Here is a 20,269-nt window from a genome sequence, read left to right as displayed (position 1 = left end):
CATCGCCGTGAGCGTGGATCAGCGGGGGGTCGCCGTCACGCCTGGTTCGGGTTGAAGTGCTTCACGATGCCCTGCCAGCAGCGGTAGTAGTCGTTCTGCAATTGCCCTGAGGCCAGCGCCTGCGCGGTCGGACGGATCACCCGGCGCGTTTCAAACATGAACGCCATCGTATCGCGGATGTAGTGCGCGCTGTGCGTATCGGCGTGCGAGGCTTTTTCAAACGTTTCGGCGTCGGGGCCGTGACCGCTCATGCAGTTGTGCAGGCTGGCGCCGCCGGGTGCAAAGCCTTCGGCCTTGGCGTCGTACACGCCCTGGATCAAGCCCATGAATTCGCTGGCGACGTTGCGGTGGAACCAGGGCGGGCGGAAGGTGTCTTCCATGGCCAGGATGCGCGGCGGGAAAATCGCGAAATCCATGTTGGCCGTGCCCGGGGTGTCCGACGGCGCGGTCAGCACCGTGAAGATAGACGGGTCCGGATGGTCGAAGCTGATCGATCCGATCGCGTTGAAGTGGCGCAGGTCGTACTTGTACGGGGCGTGCGTGCCGTGCCAGGCCACTACGTCCAGCGGCGAATGGTCGATCGGGGCGCGCCAGAAACCGCCGGTGAATTTGGCGATCAGTTCGAAGTCGCCTTCGATGTCTTCGTACCAGGCCACCGGCGTCTTGAAGTCGCGGGCGTTGGCCAGGCAGTTAGAGCCAATCGGGCCAAGCTCGGGCAGGCGCAGCGCCGCGCCGAAGTTCTCAAGCATGTAGCCGCGCGCCTCGGCGTCCAACAGCTCGACGCGAAAGCGCACGCCGCGCGGGATCACGGCAATTTCCAGCGGTTCCAGGTCGATCAGGCCCAGCTCGGTGGCCAGGCGCAGGCGGCCTTGTTGCGGCACCAGCAGCAGTTCGCCGTCGGCGTTGTAGAAGTAGCGCCCTTGCATGGACTTGTTGGCCGCGTACAGGTGGATGGCGACGCCGCCCTGTTCGTCGGGGCCGCCGTTGCCGCCCCAGGTTTGCACCCCTTCCAGGAAGTCGGTGGGTGCATCGGGAATCGGCAGCGGGCTCCAGCGCAGCTGGTTGGGCGTGACCGGGCCGTGGCCGAACGTGCTTTCCCAGCGGGCAGCGCCGGCAAACGGTTCAAACGGTTTGTGCTGCGCGCCCGGGCGAATGCGGTACAGCCACGAACGGCGATTTTCATTGCGGGGGGCGGTGAAGGCGGTGCCGGACAGTTGTTCGGCATACAGGCCATACGGGCATTGCTGGGGCGAATTGCGGCCCACGGGCAGCGCGCCGGGCAAAGCCTCGGTGGCGCAATCGTTGCCGAACCCGGTCAGGTATTGCAGTTCCATGGAATCCTCCTGTGGCGGCGCGGTGCATGGCCGCGCGTTCGGTATGGGGTGCCGCGGTGCAACCCGGCGGCGATTCGTCATTGTCGGAAAAAACCCCCGATACGGCTACGGGAATGCAAAAATACAGACTATAAATTTTGTGAATAGTAGAACGGGGGCGGCATGGCCGAACTGCGCAACGTCGATTTGAATCTGCTGATCTTGTTTCAGCACTTGCTGGAAGACCGCAGCCTGTCGGCCGTGGCGCGCCGCATGGACCTGACGCAGCCTGCCGTCAGCAACGCCCTGCGCCGCTTGCGCGACGCCTTTGGCGATGAGTTGTTCGTGCGTACCGGCCAGGGCATGCTGCCCACGCCGCGCGCGCAGCGGCTGGCCGGCCCGGTCAGCGAGGCGCTGACCATGCTGACGCAGGCGTTGCAAGACCAGGACGTGTTCGATGCCGCCACCAGCAGCCGTCGCTTTCGCGTGGCGATGACGGACGTGGGCGAAATCCACTTCATGCCGCGCCTGATGGAAGTCTGCGTGCAGGTGGCGCCGCAGGTGCGCATCGATTCCGTGCGGGTCCAGGGGCCGGACCTGCCGCGCGAGATGGAGGCCGGCCGTGTCGATCTGGCGATTGGCGCGTTCGATGAAATGGGCGCGGGCACATTGCAGCGCATGCTGTTTCGCCAGGGCTACGCCACCTTGTTCCGGCAAGCGCACCCGACGGCGCACGCGGGCATGGGCATCAAGGCATTTCGCGCCGAGCGCCACTTGATCGTGTCGCGCGCCGCGCCTTACGGGCAGGTGAACCAGTCGATGGAGCGCGCGGGCATCGTGCTGGCCGAGCACTTCAGCGTGCCGCATTTTTCCGCGGTGCCGTACATCGTCAGCGCAACCGATCTGCTGGCTACCGTGCCCGAAAAACTGGCCGCCAGCGCCGCGCCGCCTTTCGGGCTGCGCTTCATGACGCCGCCGGTGAAGGTGCCCGCGCTACAGACGAATCTCTATTGGCAACGCCGCGTTGACCGGGACAGCGGCAATCAGTGGCTGCGTGCGCTGATCGTGGATACGTTCGGCGTGGGCGGCGGGCGGTAGAGGGAAGTGGCGGGCGCCGCCGCGCAGGCGGCGCGCCGTTACGCGCGTTCCACTACCGACGCGCGGGCCTGCTGCAAGGCCTCGCGCAGCAGCGCCACGTCGCCCAGGTGGTTGGCCAGCAGCAGGATCAGCGCCGCGTTCAGCTCCTGGCTTTGCTCGTTGCTCAGGTCGCGGTGCGTTTCGATCAGCGCTTCGTAGAAGTCGTCGGGCGAGCTCAGGTTGGTTTCGGTAATCAGCATGATGGGATGACCTCTTGTTTCACGCGTGGCCCGTGGCCCGCTTGACGGCGGCGGCGACCGCGTCGGCGTTGAAGGCGCGCCAGCGCGCGGCGATGTGCTGATCGGGGCGGATCAGGTAAGCCGTGCCCGCTTGCGCGTCGTAACGCTTGGCCAGGCAGCCTTCCACGTCGGTCACCACGGGCAGGTCGGCAGCCAGGCCCGAGGCATCGCATTGCGCATCCAGCACCAGCACCGCCTTGACGGGCACGGGGCCCATGCGCATCGCCAGCAACGCGCGCTGCGTGTCGTCGTCCGGCAGCGCGTTGCCGCAGAACACGGCCAGCACGAAGCCGCCATCCAGCTGCGCCAACCACCAGTCCTTGTCGCCGTGCTGCGTGACCGGCGCATCCAGCGCGACGGCGCCGGGCACCATGCGGCCCGCGAATGCGTCCGTATCGGGCGTATTCAGCGGCGACGCGGCATACGTTGCGGGTAGGGACAGGCGGCCGCTATTGACCAGGGAACGGGCGAACGGATGCGTCTTGGCCAGGTTCAACACGGCATTGCGGAAGCTGCGGCTGATGTCGCTTTTGGGGGTGATGAAATCCGTGGCGCGCGACGAATTCAGGATGTTCTCGTCGGCCGCGTATTCGCGTTCAACGCTGTAGCTGTCGACCAGTGTGTCGGGGGCCAGGCCCGCCAGCACCAGCTTCAGTTTCCAGGCCAGGTTTTCGGCATCCTGCACGCCGCTGTTGGCGCCGCGCGCGCCAAAGGGCGAGACACGGTGCGCGGAGTCGCCCGCAAACACCACGCGCCCGTGGCGGAACTTGTCCATGCGTTCACACGCAAAGGTGTAGACGCTGACCCATTCCAGATCGAATTGCGCATCGGGCCCGAGCAGCGCGCGGATGCGCGGCAGCACGTTTTCCGGCTTGACGGCTTCGACGGGGTCGGCATTCCAGCCCAGCTGGAAATCGATGCGCCAGACGTTGTCCGGCTGGCGGTGCAGCAGTACGGACTGGTTCGGATGAAAGGGCGGATCGAACCAGAACCAGCGCTCGGTCGGGAAGTCGGCTTTCATCTTCACGTCGGCGATCAGGAAGCGGTCGCGGAAGATGCGGCCATGGCTTTCCTGGCCGATCAGTTTGCGCACGGGCGAACGCGCGCCGTCGCAGGCGACCAGCCAGTCGGCGTGCAGCGTGTAGGCGCCTTCGGGCGTGTCGATGGTCAGGGTGACGCCGTCGTCCGTCTGCGTGACGCCGGCGACTTTGTTTTTCCAGCGCAGGTCGATGTTCGGTTCCTGGCGGGCTTGTTCGTACAGATAACCTTCGGCGTAGTACTGCTGAAGGTTGATGAAAGCGGGGCGGCGATGGCCGGGTTCGGGCAAGAGGTCAAAGCGCCACACTTCCTGTTCACGGAAGAACACCTTGCCCACGTTCCACGACACGCCCTTGTCGATCATGCGCTGGCCAACGCCCAGACGGTCCCAGATTTCCAGCGTGCGCTTGGAAAAGCAGATCGCGCGCGACCCGGTGGACAATCGGTAATCGTCGTCCAGCACCACCACGCGCACGCCCTGGCGCGCCAGGTCCAGCGCGGTGGTCAGGCCGACCGGGCCGGCTCCCACCACCACTACCTGATGGCGGGGGGGCGTGCCGGCGCTTTGGTCGGCGTGCTTTTCATAGGCGAACTCCATCGCCTGAAAGTCGATGTCTCCCACGGTTGTCTCCTGTGTGGGTCATTTTGTTTTTATGCGCGTAGCCACGCGCCGCCTTGCGACGCGCGCCTTCGGTTCTTGCTGCAATCAATCGGGCCGGGGCTGCCGGCCCGACGGCGTCAGCCTTCCAGCTGCGCCCACATTTCCAGGTCGCGCTTGTCGGTCCAGATGCGCGGGTGCGTGTGGCCCGAAGCTTCGTCATAGGCGCGCGACACGTCGAACGGCATGCAGTGGTCAAAGATGACCCAGTCGCTGTAGCGCGGCTTCATGAAGTCGTAGACCTCGCGGTAGATCGTCTTCAGGTCCTTGCCTTCGGCCACGCCGCGGTTCACGGCGCCGTACAGGTCGGTCAGGAACGCGCGGGTGCCGGCCAGGCCCTGGCGCACTTCGGTGGCGTTCTTGAGCGCGGGGCCGCGGCCGGGCACCATCTTTTCGGCTTCAAAGCCCGACAGCGCGTCCAGCGTGGTGGGCCAGTCGCGGAAATAGGCGTCGCCGCAATACGGGGTGGATTGGTATTCGACCAGGTCACCGGCGAACAGGATTTTCTGCTCGGGCAGCCAGGCGATGGTGTCGCCCTTGGTGTGGCCACGGCCCACTTGCAGCAGCTTGACTTCCAGGTTGCCCAGGTTGACGGTCATTTCGCCCTTGAACGTCATCGTCGGCCAGACCAGGCCCGGCGGAATCGATTCGGCGTTGCGGAACAGGCGGGGGAAGCGGCCGATTTCGCTGGCCTTGTCCTGTTCGCCGCGTTCGACGATCAGGTCATAGGTGTCGCGGCTGGCCAGGATTTCCTGGGCGTTGTAGGCGGACGCGCCGAACACGCGCACGGCGTGATAGTGCGACAGCAGGATGTATTTGATGGGCTTATCGGTGACTTCGCGAATGCGGCGGATGACGTCTTGCGCCATGACCGGGGTGGCCTGGGTGTCGATCACCATGACGGCCTCGTCGCCGATGATCACGCCCGTGTTGGGGTCGCCTTCGGCCGTGTAGGCATAGGCGTTGTCAGACAGTTTTTCGAACGAGACGACCTTGTCGTCCATGTCGGCGTGCGAGGCGAATTGCTTGCTCATGGAGGCTCCTTCCACTGTTATAGGAATAGTGTGTGGAAGGAATATAGCGTGGCGTTAGTGTTTGTGCAATACGTTTGCTATAAACAAATGGCCGAGGGCATGCAGGGATTTCCCCAGGGATTTCAGGGCCTTAGAGCTAATTCCTTTGGCATTTCGGGCAGTAGTACGTGGCCCGTTGGCCTTGGACGAACCGCCGTATCGGGGTTTCGCACACGCGGCAGGGGCGGCCCTCGCGTTCATAGACGGCGGCGTGTATTTTGAAGTACGCACCGGGTTCGCCGGTGGCGCCCACGTAGTCCCGCAGCGTGCTGCCGCCAGAGGTCAGGGCGTCGGCCAGCGTGGCGCGCACCATGTCGGCCAGCCGTTCGCAGCGGGCCAATGACAGTTTGTTGGCAGGGGTCTTGGGGTTGATGCGCGCGCGGAACAGGCTTTCGGACGCGTAGATATTGCCCACGCCCACCACCGCCATGCCCGCCAGCAGCACCTGCTTGACGGCGGCGCCATGGTTCTTGAAATGCCGGTGCAGCCAGGCGCCGTCAAAGCGCGGGTCGAAGGGCTCGATGCCCAGCTTGGCCAGCAGCGGATGCGCGTCGATGGGGCCGTCGGCATGGTCGTGCCACAACACCGCGCCAAACCGGCGGGGGTCGTGCAGGCGCAGCACCGCGTCCTGGAAGATCCATTCGACATGGTCGTGCTTGCGCAGGAATTCACCAGGGGCCACGCTGCGCAGCGATCCGGACATGCCCAGATGCACGATCTGGGTGCCGTGCTCGAACCGCAGCAGCAGGTACTTGCCCCGGCGGGCGCATTCCAGCACGTCGCGCCCGGCGATCAGCGTCGGCAGGTCGGCGGGGATGGGCCAGCGCATGCGGGCTTCGTGGATGACCAGTCGCAAGAGCGTCCGGCCGGTGATGACGGCGTCGATTCCTCGACGCGTGGTTTCGACTTCAGGCAGTTCCGGCATGAGCCAGTGTAAGATCATCAATTGCGTGTACGAAGATTGTGCCATCAACCGGACGGGCCGCGTGAAGTCGTCTTTCAAACAAATGAATATCGGGATCGCCGTGTTGGCGCTTGCGCTGGCAACAGGTTTTTCGCTGCCGGCCCAGGCGGCCGACAGCCGGACGCGTGATGCGACCGGGCCTCGCATGGCCCCGCAGAACCGCCAGCCGGAAACCGAGGTGATCCGCCTGCGGCCGGGTCAGTTGCCCTATGTCTCGCTGACCGCCGACATCTTCTACCGCGTCCTCGCGTCAGAAATCGCCGCCCAGCGCGGCATGTACGGCACGGCGGCCACCACCATGGTCGGCCTCGCCCGCGACACGGGCGACCCTCGCCTGGCGCGACGGGGCCTGGAATTCCAGTTGGCCGGCGGCAATCTTGCCGGTGCGCTGGACGCCGCCCGCGTGTGGGCGCGCCTGTCTCCCAACGACGTCGAAGCCAGCTCCACCGAGCTTGCCCTGGCGGCTGCCAACGGCCAGACCAAGGGCCTGGCCCAGGCGCTGCGCAACCGCATCGACGCCTCGCGCGACAAGCCGGCCGCCATCGGCCAGGCGCTGGCCGTGCTCAGCCGCCTGAACGACCGCCGTCTGGCGCTGCGCATCCTTGACGAATCCCTGAGCGACAGCGTGCGCAAGCTGCCTGCCGCCCACCTGGCCCTGGCCGACGTGGCCTCGGCCGCCGGCGACTACGAACGCGCCACGCAGGAATCCCGCGCGGCCCTGGCCGGCGACCCGAAATCCGAGCCCGCCGCCCAGCGCCTGCTGGAATACGGTTCCAAGGTGGACCCGCAGCGCGCCCAGGCCGAGGCCCGCGCCTATATCAACCGCAATCCCAACGCCCGCAAGGTGCGCTTGATGCTGGCGGGCCAGTTGGCCGACAGCGGTGACTACAACGGCGCGCTGTCCGAACTGCAAGCCATGTCGCGCCGGTCGCCGGAAGACTTCGACCTGCTGTTCATGCAGGCGCAACTGGCCTACAAGGCGGGCCAACTGCCGCAAGCCAAGACCTTGCTGCAACAGTATCTGGACGTGCAGCAGCAGCGCCAGCGCGCCACGGTGCCGGGCGCAACCGATGCCGGCGCCGCCGCGGCCGACGCGCACGTGCTGCTGTCGCGCATTGCCGAAGACCAGGGCAACTACGACGAAGCCATCCGCGAACTGGGCCGCATCGACGACCCGACGCTGCGTTATTCCGTGCAGATGCGTCAAGCCGCGTTGCGCGCCAAGAGCGGCCGCGTGGACGATGCGCTGGCCATGATCGACGCCGCCGGCCCGCAAGACGAAGAAGAGCGCACGCTGGGCGTCTTGACCAAGGCGCAGATCCTGCGCGACGCGGACCGCGTGCCGCAAGCGGTCAGCACCCTGGAAGCCGCCGATCAGGCGCTGCCGGACACGGTCGAAATCAAATACGAACTGGCGATGCTGTACGAACGCCAGAACCGCCTGGCCGATCTTGAGCGCATGCTGCGCCAGGTCATCGCGCTGGACCCGGACCACGCCCACGCCTACAACGCATTGGGCTATACGCTGGCCGACCACAACCAGCGCCTGCCCGAAGCGCTGGACCTGATCACCCAGGCGCTTGAGCTGTCGCCCAACGACCCGTTCATTCTGGACAGCATGGGCTGGGTCAAGTACCGCATGGGCGAATCCGAATCCGCCGCGCAGTATCTGCGCCGGGCTTACAGCGTGCGCCCCGAGGCCGACATCGCCGCCCACTTGGCCGAAGTGCTCTGGAGCCAAGGCAAGCGCGATCAGGCTATTGAACTGCTGCGCGTGGCGCTGATGAAAGACCCCAAGAACAAGACCGTCCAGGACGTCGTCCGGCGGCTGGGAGTCAATCTGTGATGGCTTTGGCAATGCGACGCCTGCCCGGCATGGTTGCCTGGCTGCGCCTGGCGTTCTTGGCGTTGCTGGCGACGGCGCTTGCCGCCTGCACCACCACGCCTAAACCCATTGAAGGCGCCAGCGCCGACGCGTTCTCGCGCATCGGCCGCTTTGCGATCACCGTCAACGAAGAAGGCGGCAAGCAAAACGCCGTGCAGGGCGGGTTTTCGTGGTCGGATGACGGCCAGCGCTATGTGCTGGACCTGACCAACCCGCTGGGTTCAACCGAAGCGCGCGTGCAAGGGCGGCCCGGCGCGGCCACCCTGACCAAGGCCGACGGCACCCGCCTGGAAGCCGATAACCCCGATGCCCTGGCCGAAGAAGCCCTGGGCAGCAGCATGCCCGTGTCGGGCTTGCGTGACTGGCTGCGCGGCAAGTTGCCCGCCGAGCCGGAAGCGTCGGACATCACCCGCGACGACCGGGGCCGGCCTACCGCCTTCGAGCAAGGCGGCTGGCGCGCCAACCTGTCGCGCTACGACAACCTGGGCCCGCAGATGCTGGTGTTGCAACGCCAGGAACCGGGTCGCCGCATCATGGTTCGGCTGGTGGTCAACCAGCCCTGAGTCCGGGTCTGTTTGCACGAGGCGGGTCGGCCAGTCGGCCAGTCGGCCAGTCGGCACGCCGGAAGCTCGGCAGGCCTGCGAGCTTGCCACTCAGCGCGCGACGGCCTGGGAGCTGGGCTCGGGGTTGTCTCGGACCAGTGCCCGGTACAGGCTGGCCATGTAGCACAGCAAGATCACCGAAAAGGGCAGGCCGCACAGCACGACCGCGGTTTGCATTGCGTTGAAGTTGCCGGCCAGCAGCAGCCCCACGCCCAGCATCGTGGTCAGCGACGCCCAAAATACCCGCAGCCAGATGGGCGCATCGTGCCCGGCGTCCGCGTTGCGCGCGGACAGGTTGGCGATCATCAGCGTGCCGGAATCCACCGGCGTCAAGAACAGCATGAATGACATCACCACGCCCACGCCGGCCACCCACTGCGTCAGCGGCAGGTATTCCATCAGCGTGTAGAACGCCATGGGCGGGTTGGCCAAGGCCATGTCGCCCAGCCCCGCCGCGCCCTCGTTCATCACGAGGTTGATGGCGGTGTTGCCGAAGATGGACAGCCACGCCAGCGTGAAGCCCAGCGGCACCAGCATCACCCCGAAGATCAATTCCCGTATCCGCCGACCACGTGAAATACGCGCGATGAACATGCCGACAAAGGGCGCCCAGCCTATCCACCAGGCCCAATAGAAGATGGTCCAGGAACTGGTCCAGCGCACGGCTTTCATGTCGTACAGGTACAGGTCGAAGCTCTTGCCCAGGAACGCGTTGAGGTAGTCGCCCAGGTTCTGCACCATGCCGTCCAGCAGCAAGCGGGTGGGTCCGGCCAGGAACACGAACAGCAACAGCAGGCACATCAGTGCGGTGTTGACGTTGGATAGCACGGCGATGCCGCGCTTGATGCCCAGCGCGGCCGCGCCGGTGGCCACCACCATCATGATGATGACGATGGGCACCTGGGCGGCAGCGGTGTTCGGAACGTTCAGCAGGTAGGTCAGCCCGGCGTGCAGCAGCAAGGCGCCCAGCCCCAGATTGGTGACCATGGAGACGATCGTGGCCAGCACGCCGAACCCATCCACCGCATGGCCGACCGCTTTGGGCAGCGGTTTGTCCGACAGCCCCTGCAAGGGCGAACGCAGCGCCAGCGGCTGCTTGTGGCGATACGCAAAATAGGCAAGCGCGGTGGCGGTCAGGGCATAAAGCGTCCAGCCGTGGATGCCCCAGTGCAGAAAGGTCAGCGTCAACGCGTTACGCGCCGCGTCCTGCGTGCCACCCACGCCGGTGGGCGGCAACAGGAAATGGTCCAGGGGCTCGTAGACGCCGTAATAGACCAGCGCGATACCGATGCCGGATGAAAACAGCATCGACACCCAAGACAGATAACTGAATTCCGGGGACTCGTCGTCATCGCCCAGGCGCAGCGCGCCGTGGCGCGACAGGGCCAGCCACAGGGCAAAGCCCACGCTGACGGTCATGGCCAGCATGTAGTACCAGCCAAAGTGTGATGCCACCAGCAACTGCGCGGCTTGCAGCCATGCCTGCGCGGCATCGGGCTGCCAGATGAGCAGGGCGCCGAACCCCAGCACCGAGACGGCCGCGCTGAGGAAAACGATGGGATTGGTATGCGCCAGCCAGCTGCGCCGGGCCGGTGCGCTTGCCGATGACCGCGTCGAAGTGATCCGTTCATGCCGCACCGCTGTCTCCCCGTGTGGTGATGCTGCCTGGTGCTACCGATGAGTCGTTGTTCGCGCTGTTCATGCTGTGCGCGTGCTTGCCGTCGATGTTTGTTGCCAACGATGTGGCCGTCGGCGATGTGTCTGCGGCACCTTACCGTTTTTATATTGAACGATCAATCAATATAAATTAGACTCGACCGCACCCGGCCGACAGCTCGTTGCCGTCATTGCCGTCGGCCGTTCTCGTCGCTTTCTCGGCGCTTTCTCGTCGCTTTCTTTATGTCACCCAGGAACTCCGCGCAACATGCCAAAAGTCGGAATGCAGCCCATCCGTTGCAATCAACTTATTCAGGCCACGCTTGAATCCATCGACCAGGTCGGCCTGGCGGAAAGCTCCATCGCGCACATCGCCCGCGCGGCCAAACTGTCCACCGGCATCATCAGCCACTACTTCGGCGACAAGGATGGTTTGCTGGAAGCGTCCATGCGGGAATTGCTGCGCAACCTGCGCGATTCCGTATCGCGCGCGCGCGTCGCCGCCGCGCCAGACGCCCGTGCGCAACTGCACGCCATCATCGACGGCAACTTCGTGCCCACGCAGGTCTCGCGCAGCGCGATGCGCGCGTGGCTGACGTTCTGGGCAGCCAGCATGCACCAGCCGCGCCTGGGCCGCCTGCAACGCGCCAATGACCGCCGTCTGCATTCCAACCTGTGCTGCCAATTCCAGCGCGTGCTGCCGCTTGCGCAAGCGCGAGAAGCCGCGCGCGGCCTGGCCGCCATGATCGACGGGCTGTGGTTGCGCGGTGGTTTGATGGGCGTGGATTTCGCGGGCGAACAAGCGCGCGCCGTCGCTTACGACTATGTAGACCTGCTGCTAGCTCGCAGCCAATCGGTGGGGGAGCCGGCCCTGGGCCCACCCTCACTTTGACAATAGGACGGACTCCCATGCCTTTGCCCATCCAGCAACTCTACATCCACGGTCGGCGCACCAACGCCATCAGCAGCAAGACCATCACCACGGTGAACCCCGCCAATGGCGCGGTGTTGGCGGAAGTGCAGGTGGCCGCCCGCCAGGATATCGACCGCGCGGTGGCCAGCGCGCAAGAAGGGCAGAAGGCATGGGCGGCGCGGTCCCCCGCCCAACGCGGCCAGGTACTGCTGCGGGCTGCGCAGTTGCTGCGCGAACGCAATGACGAGCTCGCCGAACTGGAAACGCTGGATACCGGCAAGCCGCTGTCCGAAACGCGCACCGTGGATATCGCCACGGGTGTGGACGTCATTGAGTACTACGCGGGGTTGGCGGCTGCCGTGCAAGGCATCCAGGTGCCGCTGCGCGAGTCCAGCTTCTTTTACACGCGGCGTGAACCGCTGGGCGTGATCGCGGGCATCGGCGCGTGGAATTATCCGGTTCAGATCGCCATGTGGAAGTCGGCCGCCGCGCTGGCCACGGGCAACGCGATGGTGTTCAAACCCGCCGAGATCACGCCCCTGACGGCGCTGCGGCTGGCCGAAATCTATACCGAAGCCGGCGTGCCCAATGGCGTCTTCAACGTGGTGCTGGGTAGTGGCCGTGACATCGGCGACTGGCTGACCGGCCACCCGGGCGTCGCAAAAGTGTCCTTCACGGGCGGCGTGGATACGGGCAAGCAGGTCATGGGCGTGGCGGCGGCATCGCTCAAGAGCGTGACACTGGAACTGGGCGGCAAGTCCGCCCTGATCGTGTTGCCCGATGCCTCGGTTGAACGCGCCGCTGACATCGCCATGATGGCCAATTTCTTCAGCTCGGGGCAGGTGTGCACAAACGGCACGCGTGTCTTCGTGCACCGATCGCAAAAGGCGGCATTCGAAGCCGCCGTGCTGGAGCGCGTGGCGCGCATTCGCGTTGGCGACCCCTTCGACCCCCGCACCAACTTCGGTCCGCTGGTCAGCGCCGCGCACATGGACGGCGTGCTGAGCTGGATTGAAATCGGCAAGCGCGAAGGCGCCACCTTGCTGGCCGGCGGCGTGCGCTTGACGGACGGCGTGCTGGCCAAGGGCGCGTACGTGGCCCCCACCGTGTTCACCGACTGCGACGACAGCATGGAAATCGTGCAGGAAGAAATTTTCGGTCCCGTCATGACCATCCTGTCTTTCGATAGCCAGGACGAAGTCGTGCAGCGCGCCAACGACAGCCGCTACGGCTTGGCGGCGGGCGTGGTCAGCAGCGACCTGGCTGCCGCCCACCGCATCGCGCATCGCTTGCAGGCGGGCATTTGCTGGATCAACACATGGGGGGAATCCCCCGCGCAAATGCCGGTGGGCGGATACAAGCAGTCGGGCCTGGGCCGCGAAAACGGCCTGGAGGCGCTGGCCCAATACACGCAAACGAAGTCGGTCCAGGTCGAACTTGGCGAGTTCGCCTCGGTGTTCTGACGAGGCCGTCGCACATCGCGCCGGGCGCCGGGCATAACGCCGGGCCGCCCGCTTTCTGTACGTGTAGGGGGGAAGGGCATGTCGATCAAGCGGGAGTACGACTACATCATCGTGGGCGCGGGATCAGCGGGTAACACGCTGGCCACGCGGCTGACCGAGGACCCGGGCACCACCGTGCTGCTGCTGGAAGCGGGCGGGCAGGATCATCGTTTCGATTTCCGCACGCAGATGCCGGCCGCACTGGCCATGCCCTTGCAAGGCAGGCGCTACAACTGGGGCTATCAAACCGACCCCGAGCCGCACCTGAACGGGCGCCGGCTTGACTGCGGTCGCGGCAAGGGCCTGGGCGGTTCGTCATTGATCAACGGCATGTGCTACATCCGCGGCAACGCGTTGGACTACGACCATTGGGCGCGCGTCGAAGGCCTGGCGCATTGGGATTACCTGTCGTGCCTGCCGTACTTCAAGAAGGCAGAAAGCCGCGACGTGGGCGCTTGCGATTATCACGGCGGCGCCGGGCCCGTCAGCGTCACCACGCCCAAGCTGGACAACAACCCGTTGTTCGATGCCATGGTCGCGGCGGGCACGCAGGCGGGCTATCCGCATACGCCTGACATGAACGGTTATCGGCAGGAAGGCTTCGGCCCCATGGACCGCACCGTGACCCCGCGCGGGCGTCGTGCCAGCACGGCACGCGGCTATCTGGATCAGGCGCGCGGGCGCGCCAACCTCACCATCGTGACCCGGGCGTTGACCGACGTGATTCTGTTTTCGGGCCAGCGCGCCGAAGGCGTGGCGTGGGAGCAGCACGGCCAGCAGCACCGCAGCTTTGCCCGGCGCGAGGTGCTGCTGTGCGCGGGCGCCATCGCGTCGCCGCAAATCCTGCAACGGTCTGGCGTGGGCGCGGGGCAGTTGCTGCGCCGCCTGGGCATCGCCGTGCGCCATGAACTGCCGGGCGTGGGCGAAAACCTGCAAGACCACCTGGAGCTTTACGTGCAGGTTGAATGCAAGCAGCCCGTGTCGCTGGCCCCCGCGCTCAAGTTGCGCAATCAGCCGGCGATCGGTGCTGAATGGTTGTTGATGGGGACGGGCATCGGCGCCAGCAATCAGTTCGAAGCCGGCGGATTCATACGCAGCCACGACGATTTCCCGTGGCCGAACCTGCAATATCACTTCTTGCCGGTGGCCATCAATTACAACGGGTCCAACCCGATCAAGGCGCACAGCTTCCAGATGCATGTGGGCTCCATGCGTTCGCCCAGTCGGGGGCGCGTGCACGTTCGGTCGCGCTCGCCGCATGACCATCCCAGCATCTTGTTCAACTACATGTCGCACGCGCAGGACTGGCGCGAATTTCGCGCGGCGCTGCGCATCACGCGTGAACTCTTCGCGCAACCCGCGTTGGCGCAATATGCGGGCCGCGAGATTTCGCCGGGCGCTGCCCTGCAAAGCGATGCGGACCTGGATGCCTTTGTGCGCGCGCAGGCCGAGACCGCGTATCACCCGTCTTGCTCGAACAAGATGGGGGCGTCGTCGGACCCGATGGCGGTTGTGGACGGCTACGGGCGTGTGCACGGGCTGCAAAACCTGCGCGTGATCGATGCGTCCATCATGCCGGACATCGTCACGGGCAACCTGAACGCGCCGGTCATCATGATGGCTGAAAAGCTGGCCGACCACCTGCGTGGCCGCGAGCCGCTGCCGCGCGCCAACGTGCCGTACTACACGGCGCAGGGCCCCGCGCGTAGCTAGAATGTGGGCTTGTCCCGCACCGGTTGCCTGATGTGACTCTGTACGACGTTCCCGCTCCCGCCAAGCTGAATTTGTTCCTGCATGTGGTGGGCCGCCGCGCTGACGGCTACCACCTGCTGCAAACGGTCTTCCGCTTCATCGACCTTTGCGACACGCTGCATTTCGACGTGCGCGCCGACGGCATCATCAGCCGCGCCACCGAGCTTGCCGGCGTGTCGGAGGCCGACGACCTGACCCTGCGGGCCGCGCACGCTTTGCAACGCGCCACCGGCACACGCCAGGGCGTGCAGATCGGCCTTGAAAAACGCATTCCACAGGGGGGCGGGCTGGGCGGCGGCTCCAGCGATGCGGCCTCGGTGTTGATCGCATTGAACAAGCTATGGAACACCGGCCTCACGCGGCGCCAGCTGATGGACCTGGCCTTGCCGTTGGGCGCCGACGTGCCGGTATTCGTTTTCGGGCAATCCGCTTTTGCCGAAGGCGTGGGCGAAGCACTGACCGCTGTGACGCTGCCTGAACGCGCGTATCTCGTAGCGCAACCTGACACCAGCGTGCCCACTGTTGGCATATTTTCGGCACCCGATTTGACAAGGGATTCTTCTTACATCACAATAGCGGACTTTCTTGCTTCGCCAACATTTTCCTTCGGGAAAAATGACTTGGAGCCGGTGGTTCACCGTCTTTATCCTGAAGTATTCAGGGCATCGCGGTGGCTTGCAGAACAGGGTTATCCTGTACGCATGTCGGGATCAGGCGCATGTTTATTCGCCGAATTCTCAGAGCTCTCCGAAGCCGTTTTGGCGAAAACAGAAATATCCGCTATAATGCGCGGCGCTGTTAAAACAAACAGCACAACGCATCCACGGTTTCGGTTAGTGCAGGCTTGTACTGGTTTAACTGAACATCCGTTGCGGAATTGGATTGCAAGATAGTTGGGGAGTCGCCAAGCTGGTTAAGGCACCGGATTTTGATTCCGGCATGCGAAGGTTCGAATCCTTCCTCCCCAGCCAACCGAATACATAAAAAAGCTGTTGAACACGCCTGTAAGACACTGGCCCGGGTTCAGCAGCTTTTTTATTTTCCGGATTCGCTGGTGTTTTCACCCCGCATCACTCGTTAGTGTCTTACAACGACCATCGCATCATCCATCATGGCAAACGATAGCTTCATGATCTTCACGGGCACGGCCAACACTCGGCTGGCCGTGGACGTAGTCAACCACCTCGATATGTCCCTGGGCAAGATGACCGTCGGTCGCTTCTCCGACGGCGAGGTGATGGTCGAAATCAACGAGAACGTGCGTGGCAAGGACGTCTTCGTCCTGCAGCCCACCTGTGCGCCCACCAATGACAACCTGATGGAAATCATGGTCATGGTCGATGCCCTGCGCCGCGCGTCGGCGGGCCGCATCACCGCCGCGATTCCGTACTTTGGTTATGCCCGCCAAGACCGCCGCCCGCGTTCGGCGCGCGTCGCGATCTCGGCCAAGGTTGTGGCCAACATGCTGCAAGTGGCTGGCGTTGACCGCGTCCTGACAATGGACCTGCACGCTGACCAGATCCAGGGTTTCTTCGACATCCCCGTGGACAACATCTACGCCGGTCCGATCTTGCTGGGCGACATCTGGCGCCGCAATTTCTCGAACCTGGTCGTGGTGTCCCCGGACATCGGCGGCGTGGTTCGCGCCCGCGCGCTGGCCAAGCAGCTGGAAGCCGACCTGGCCATCATCGACAAGCGTCGTCCGCGCGCCAACGTGTCGGAAGTGATGAACATCATCGGTGAAGTCGACGGCCGCACCTGCATCATCATGGACGACATGGTCGACACCGCCGGCACGCTGTGCAAGGCGGCCCAGGCCCTGAAAGACCGCGGCGCCGGCGCCGTTTACGCCTATTGCACGCACCCCGTGCTGTCGGGCGGCGCCATTGACCGCATTGAAGCGTCGGAACTGGACGAACTGGTCGTCACCGACACCATCCCGCTCTCCGAGCAAGGCCAGGCCAGCGGCAAGATCCGCCAGTTGTCGTGCGCCGCGCTGCTGGGCGAGACCATCCTGCGTATCTCGAACGCGGAATCGGTCAGCTCGCTGTTTGTCGACTGACGCGATTCGCGTCGGTCAGGCCACAGCCTACCTTTAGTTTTTGCACCTTGCTGGTCGCGGCAAGGCGCAATCAACACGGCGCGCATGTTGCGCGCCGTGCCGTTAACTGGTGAAGCCTCTTCACCTTATTTTGTTTTTGGAGTTTTCCATGAAATTCATCGCCACTGCGCGTAGCGTCCAGGGTTCGAGTGCGAGCCGCCGCCTGCGCCGCGCGGGCCGCGTTCCCGCCATTGTCTATGGTGGTACGGCTGCCCCCCTGAACATCGAACTCGACCACAACGAGATCTATCACGCCCTGCGTAAGGAAGAATTCCACGCATCGATCCTGCAAATGCAGCTCGAAGGCTCGAAGGATGAGCAAGTGTTGTTGCGTTCGGTTCAATGGCACGCCTACAAGCCGCAAGTCCTGCACGTGGACTTCCAGCGCGTGGACGCCAACCAGGCTCTGCGTACCAAGGTGCCGCTGCACTTTGTCAACGCCGAAATCTCGCCCGCTGTGAAGCTGGCCGGCGCCATCATCAGCCACGTGACGACCGAACTGGAAATCACCTGCCTGCCGAAGGCTCTGCCCCAGTTCATCGAAGTCGACCTGACCAACATCCTGGCCGGCGCTTCGATTCACCTGGCCGACATCAAGCTGCCCATGGGCGTGACGTACGTGCCCCACGGCGGTGAAGACAACCCGCTGCTGGCTGCCGCCATCGTCAAGGGCGGCGCTGCCGCTGCCGACGAAGCCGAAGAAGCTGCTCCGGCTGCCTAAGTCTGCTGGAAAGCCTTCGGGCTTTCCGCGGCTTGTGCCCGAAACCCTGCGTGTGCATTTGCATGCGCAGGGTTTTTTGGTTTAAACACCCTCCATCATGTCTATTCCCATACGCCTCATTGTGGGATTGGGTAACCCCGGTCCCGACTACGAAACGACCCGGCACAACGCCGGCTTTTGGCTGGCCGACCATCTGGCGGACGATCTGCGCACTTCTTTTGCGCTTGAAAAATCTTTTTTCGGCATGGTCGCCAAGTCGCGCCTGGGGGCGGACAACGTGCTGCTGCTCAAGCCCATCACTTATATGAACAAGTCGGGCCAGGCTGTGGGTGCCTTGGCGCGCTTCTACAAGCTGGCGCCGGAACAGGTGCTGGTGTTGCATGACGAACTGGATCTGCTGCCCGGGCAGGTCAAGCTCAAGCAGGGCGGGGGCCATGCGGGCCACAACGGCCTGAAGGACATCCAGGCCGTGCTGGGCAGCCCGAACTTCTGGCGGCTGCGCATCGGCATCGGTCACCCGCGCACGCTGGGCTTGGCGCAACAGGTTGCCGACTTTGTGCTGCACCCGCCGCGCCGCGACGAGCAAAAGGAAATCGAAGCCGTCATCGACCGCTGCCGCGCCGTCGTGCCGGCGATGCTGGCGGGCGATTTCCCGCTGGCCACGCGCCAATTGCACAGCGGCAACGTCGCGGGATGAGCCAACCCGCACCGTCCCAGCCCGTCGCCAAGACCCGCTTTCGAACAGAAGTCGCGGATTTCTGGCGGTATATCCGGCACCCACGCTCGCTGTCGCGCGTGCCGGGCCGCGCGGCGGGCAGTGGTTTGCTGGCCGACTGGTGGCCGGGCATACGCCCCGGGCGCCTGTTGGCCTGGGCCGGGCTGCTGTGGGCGCTGAATCTTTTCGCACTGGGCCCCGTTGCCGTGATGGCCGCCGGCCTGGGCGGCGCCACCCACCGTATCGACCCCACCAACCTGCCGTGGTTGACGGCGGTGATCTGGGCGCCGCTGGTCGAAGAAATGTTGTTCCGCTATGGTCTGCGCCGACCGTTGCAAGTGCTGTGGCTGGTGCCCGCGCTGATGCCGGTCGTGCTGTATGGCCCGAAGCTGTGGACGGGGCTGCTGCTGGCCGCCTTCGTGATCCTGGCATGCTGGGGCGTGCGCCAACGCGCAACGTTGCTGACGGGGTGGGACACGACGTGGCGGCGCTATTACCTGAAGCACTTTGGCCTGGTGTTTCACCTGGTCGCGCTGACGTTCGCGGCGGTGCACCTGACCAACTTTGTCTATAGCAAGACGCCGTACTGGCTGATGCCGCTGCTGGTGCTGCCGCAGTGGCTGACCGGGCTGGTGCTGGGCTGGATGCGCGTGCGTCGCGGCATCGGCGCGGCCATCCTGCTGCACGCCACGTTCAACGCCGGCCCCATTTTGATGATCTGGGCCGTGATGCGCTGGGCGCCGTCCATCGCCCAATAGCGGGGTCGCATCGCCGCGCAGGCGAAACTGCCACGGGGCGCACCCGGGGTAAACTAGAACGTTAACGATCAATACCGTACTTACACAGGATTCCCATGGCTCTGCAATGCGGCATCGTCGGCCTGCCCAACGTTGGCAAATCGACTCTCTTCAATGCTCTGACCCGCGCCGGCATCGCCGCCGAGAACTATCCGTTCTGCACCATCGAGCCCAACGTCGGTGTGGTCGAAGTGCCGGATCCGCGTCTGCAAAAGCTGGCTGAAATCGTCAAGCCCGAGCGCATCCTGTCGGCCACCGTCGAATTCGTGGACATCGCCGGCCTGGTTGCCGGCGCCAGCAAGGGCGAAGGCCTGGGCAACCAGTTCCTGTCGCACATCCGCGAAACCGACGCCATCGTCAACGTCGTGCGCTGCTTCGAAGACCCCAACGTGATCCACGTGGCCGGCAAGATCGACCCCATCGCCGACATCGAAGTCATCGAAACCGAACTGGCACTGGCCGACATGCAAACCGCTGAAAAAGCGTTGCTGCGTCACCAGAAGACCGCCCGCTCCGGCGACAAGGAATCGCAGCGCATCGTGGCCGTGCTGGAAAAGTGCGTGGCGCAGTTGAACGAAGCCAAGCCGATCCGCGCGCTGGACCTCAGCCCCGAAGAACAGGCCGACATCGCCCAATTGTGCTTCATCACCGCCAAGCGCGCGATGTACGTGGGCAACGTGGCCGACGACGGCTTCACCAACAACCCGCTGCTTGACCGCCTGACCGAATTCGCCGCCGCGCGCAACGCACCGGTCGTCGCCATCTGCGCCGCCATCGAATCCGAAATCGTCGACCTGGACGACGCCGACCGCCAGGCCTTCCTGTCCGACATGGGCATGGAAGAGCCGGGCCTGAACCGCCTGATCCGCGCCGCCTTCAAGCTGCTGGGCCTGCAAACCTACTTCACGGCAGGCGTGAAGGAAGTGCGCGCCTGGACGGTGCCCATCGGCGCAACCGCCCCGCAAGCCGCCGGCGTCATCCACACCGACTTCGAACGCGGCTTCATCCGCGCGCAGACGATCGCGTACGAAGACTTCATCACGTACAAGGGCGAGCAAGGCGCCAAGGAAGCCGGCAAGATGCGCGCAGAAGGAAAGGAATACATCGTGCAGGATGGCGATGTGATGAATTTCTTGTTCAACGTCTGATCCGATAAGCCGATTTCACGGCGTTTCGTGAAACTCGGTGAAAGAACGGAAGTGT

At 64.7% G+C, this 20,269-nt stretch carries 18 protein-coding genes and 1 tRNA gene; 13 read left to right on the top strand and 6 right to left on the bottom strand.

All coding sequences use genetic code 11. The features are described 5' to 3' along the window. Nucleotides 1–35: 35 nt before the first annotated feature. On the bottom strand, nt 36–1,334 hold the full coding sequence (hmgA, locus tag AC6LJY_RS03610) for a homogentisate 1,2-dioxygenase (RefSeq protein ID WP_314355573.1): 1,299 nt from the start codon (nt 1,332–1,334) through the stop codon (nt 36–38). A 162-nt stretch (nt 1,335–1,496) separates the two neighbouring features. Here hmgA and AC6LJY_RS03605 point away from each other — a divergent pair, with 162 nt between their 5' ends. Continuing rightward, entirely contained in the window at nt 1,497–2,411 is a 915-nt protein-coding gene (locus tag AC6LJY_RS03605; protein ID WP_314355574.1) for a LysR family transcriptional regulator, read from the top strand. A 38-nt stretch (nt 2,412–2,449) separates the two neighbouring features. Here AC6LJY_RS03605 and AC6LJY_RS03600 read toward each other — a convergent pair whose 3' ends face one another. From AC6LJY_RS03600 to mutM, 4 genes are all read right to left on the bottom strand, one after another. Then, a complete protein-coding gene (locus AC6LJY_RS03600; protein WP_046805060.1) occupies nt 2,450–2,650 on the bottom strand; it encodes a DUF2783 domain-containing protein in 201 nt (66 codons plus the stop codon). Between the two features lie 19 nt (nt 2,651–2,669). Next, nucleotides 2,670–4,349, bottom strand: coding sequence for an FAD-dependent oxidoreductase (locus AC6LJY_RS03595; RefSeq protein ID WP_498135324.1), 1,680 nt, complete (start codon nt 4,347–4,349; stop codon nt 2,670–2,672). Between the two features lie 116 nt (nt 4,350–4,465). Next, nucleotides 4,466–5,419 carry an MBL fold metallo-hydrolase gene (locus AC6LJY_RS03590; RefSeq protein ID WP_046805058.1) on the bottom strand — a complete coding sequence of 318 codons (954 nt, stop codon included), beginning with the start codon at nt 5,417–5,419 and terminating at the stop codon, nt 4,466–4,468. 136 nt (nt 5,420–5,555) lie between these two features. Beyond that, nucleotides 5,556–6,383 carry a bifunctional DNA-formamidopyrimidine glycosylase/DNA-(apurinic or apyrimidinic site) lyase gene (gene mutM, locus AC6LJY_RS03585; RefSeq protein ID WP_498135323.1) on the bottom strand — a complete coding sequence of 276 codons (828 nt, stop codon included), beginning with the start codon at nt 6,381–6,383 and terminating at the stop codon, nt 5,556–5,558. Here mutM and AC6LJY_RS03580 point away from each other — a divergent pair. Further along, entirely contained in the window at nt 6,382–8,268 is a 1,887-nt protein-coding gene (locus AC6LJY_RS03580; RefSeq protein ID WP_104141967.1) for a tetratricopeptide repeat protein, read from the top strand. The genes mutM and AC6LJY_RS03580 overlap by 2 nt on opposite strands. A gap of 11 nt (nt 8,269–8,279) precedes the next feature. Further along, a complete protein-coding gene (gene lolB, locus AC6LJY_RS03575) occupies nt 8,280–8,870 on the top strand; it encodes a lipoprotein insertase outer membrane protein LolB (protein ID WP_498135322.1) in 591 nt (196 codons plus the stop codon). Between the two features lie 90 nt (nt 8,871–8,960). Here lolB and AC6LJY_RS03570 read toward each other — a convergent pair whose 3' ends face one another. Next, entirely contained in the window at nt 8,961–10,547 is a 1,587-nt protein-coding gene (locus tag AC6LJY_RS03570; protein WP_498135321.1) for a BCCT family transporter, read from the bottom strand. A 286-nt stretch (nt 10,548–10,833) separates the two neighbouring features. Between AC6LJY_RS03570 and betI the strand changes: the two genes are divergently transcribed. The 10 genes from betI (at nt 10,834) to ychF (ending at nt 20,214) form a co-directional block, all read left to right on the top strand. Continuing rightward, nucleotides 10,834–11,457 carry a transcriptional regulator BetI gene (betI, locus tag AC6LJY_RS03565; RefSeq protein WP_498135320.1) on the top strand — a complete coding sequence of 208 codons (624 nt, stop codon included), beginning with the start codon at nt 10,834–10,836 and terminating at the stop codon, nt 11,455–11,457. Nucleotides 11,458–11,474: 17 nt separating this feature from the next. Beyond that, on the top strand, nt 11,475–12,941 hold the full coding sequence (gene betB, locus AC6LJY_RS03560; RefSeq protein ID WP_046805053.1) for a betaine-aldehyde dehydrogenase: 1,467 nt from the start codon (nt 11,475–11,477) through the stop codon (nt 12,939–12,941). Nucleotides 12,942–13,019: 78 nt separating this feature from the next. After that, nucleotides 13,020–14,693 carry a choline dehydrogenase gene (gene betA / locus AC6LJY_RS03555; protein ID WP_219991117.1) on the top strand — a complete coding sequence of 558 codons (1,674 nt, stop codon included), beginning with the start codon at nt 13,020–13,022 and terminating at the stop codon, nt 14,691–14,693. Between the two features lie 32 nt (nt 14,694–14,725). After that, on the top strand, nt 14,726–15,625 hold the full coding sequence (ispE, locus tag AC6LJY_RS03550; RefSeq protein ID WP_046805135.1) for a 4-(cytidine 5'-diphospho)-2-C-methyl-D-erythritol kinase: 900 nt from the start codon (nt 14,726–14,728) through the stop codon (nt 15,623–15,625). A 1-nt stretch (nt 15,626) separates the two neighbouring features. Further along, nucleotides 15,627–15,703: transfer RNA gene (locus AC6LJY_RS03545), tRNA-Gln, on the top strand. 140 nt (nt 15,704–15,843) lie between these two features. Then, the gene (locus AC6LJY_RS03540) at nt 15,844–16,794 is read left to right on the top strand and encodes a ribose-phosphate pyrophosphokinase (protein WP_006227587.1); all 951 of its coding nucleotides are present in this window, start codon (nt 15,844–15,846) and stop codon (nt 16,792–16,794) included. Nucleotides 16,795–16,942: 148 nt separating this feature from the next. After that, nucleotides 16,943–17,554 (top strand): 50S ribosomal protein L25/general stress protein Ctc, encoded by a 612-nt coding sequence (locus AC6LJY_RS03535; protein ID WP_046805051.1) that lies wholly within the window; start codon nt 16,943–16,945, stop codon nt 17,552–17,554. A gap of 97 nt (nt 17,555–17,651) precedes the next feature. Then, entirely contained in the window at nt 17,652–18,251 is a 600-nt protein-coding gene (gene pth / locus AC6LJY_RS03530) for an aminoacyl-tRNA hydrolase (RefSeq protein ID WP_104141975.1), read from the top strand. Further along, nucleotides 18,248–19,027 (top strand): CPBP family glutamic-type intramembrane protease, encoded by a 780-nt coding sequence (locus AC6LJY_RS03525; RefSeq protein WP_498135319.1) that lies wholly within the window; start codon nt 18,248–18,250, stop codon nt 19,025–19,027. Before pth ends, AC6LJY_RS03525 begins: the two co-directional genes overlap by 4 nt. A gap of 95 nt (nt 19,028–19,122) precedes the next feature. Beyond that, nucleotides 19,123–20,214, top strand: a complete 1,092-nt coding sequence (ychF, locus tag AC6LJY_RS03520) for a redox-regulated ATPase YchF (RefSeq protein ID WP_046805048.1) — start codon at nt 19,123–19,125, stop codon at nt 20,212–20,214. Nucleotides 20,215–20,269 lie beyond the last annotated feature (55 nt).

The sequence above is a fragment of the Achromobacter sp. RT286_PF genome, assembly GCF_059760425.1.
The sequence above is the reverse complement of the archived record's forward strand: the minus strand, read 5'-3'. Positions and strand labels throughout refer to the sequence as shown.

What these genes read in the sequence shown, in the direction of transcription:
- ychF (WP_046805048.1), top strand. Translation starts at nt 19,123, where the DNA reads ATGGCTCTGCAATGCGGCATCGTCGGCCTGCCCAACGTTGGCAAATCG.
- betB (WP_046805053.1), top strand. Translation starts at nt 11,475, where the DNA reads ATGCCTTTGCCCATCCAGCAACTCTACATCCACGGTCGGCGCACCAAC.
- AC6LJY_RS03540 (WP_006227587.1), top strand. Translation starts at nt 15,844, where the DNA reads ATGGCAAACGATAGCTTCATGATCTTCACGGGCACGGCCAACACTCGG.
- mutM (WP_498135323.1), bottom strand. Translation starts at nt 6,383, where the DNA reads ATGCCGGAACTGCCTGAAGTCGAAACCACGCGTCGAGGAATCGACGCC.
- AC6LJY_RS03590 (WP_046805058.1), bottom strand. Translation starts at nt 5,419, where the DNA reads ATGAGCAAGCAATTCGCCTCGCACGCCGACATGGACGACAAGGTCGTC.
- AC6LJY_RS03580 (WP_104141967.1), top strand. Translation starts at nt 6,382, where the DNA reads ATGAGCCAGTGTAAGATCATCAATTGCGTGTACGAAGATTGTGCCATC.
- AC6LJY_RS03600 (WP_046805060.1), bottom strand. Translation starts at nt 2,650, where the DNA reads ATGCTGATTACCGAAACCAACCTGAGCTCGCCCGACGACTTCTACGAA.
- lolB (WP_498135322.1), top strand. Translation starts at nt 8,280, where the DNA reads ATGCGACGCCTGCCCGGCATGGTTGCCTGGCTGCGCCTGGCGTTCTTG.
- pth (WP_104141975.1), top strand. Translation starts at nt 17,652, where the DNA reads ATGTCTATTCCCATACGCCTCATTGTGGGATTGGGTAACCCCGGTCCC.
- hmgA (WP_314355573.1), bottom strand. Translation starts at nt 1,334, where the DNA reads ATGGAACTGCAATACCTGACCGGGTTCGGCAACGATTGCGCCACCGAG.
- AC6LJY_RS03605 (WP_314355574.1), top strand. Translation starts at nt 1,497, where the DNA reads ATGGCCGAACTGCGCAACGTCGATTTGAATCTGCTGATCTTGTTTCAG.
- AC6LJY_RS03525 (WP_498135319.1), top strand. Translation starts at nt 18,248, where the DNA reads ATGAGCCAACCCGCACCGTCCCAGCCCGTCGCCAAGACCCGCTTTCGA.
- betI (WP_498135320.1), top strand. Translation starts at nt 10,834, where the DNA reads ATGCCAAAAGTCGGAATGCAGCCCATCCGTTGCAATCAACTTATTCAG.
- betA (WP_219991117.1), top strand. Translation starts at nt 13,020, where the DNA reads ATGTCGATCAAGCGGGAGTACGACTACATCATCGTGGGCGCGGGATCA.
- AC6LJY_RS03535 (WP_046805051.1), top strand. Translation starts at nt 16,943, where the DNA reads ATGAAATTCATCGCCACTGCGCGTAGCGTCCAGGGTTCGAGTGCGAGC.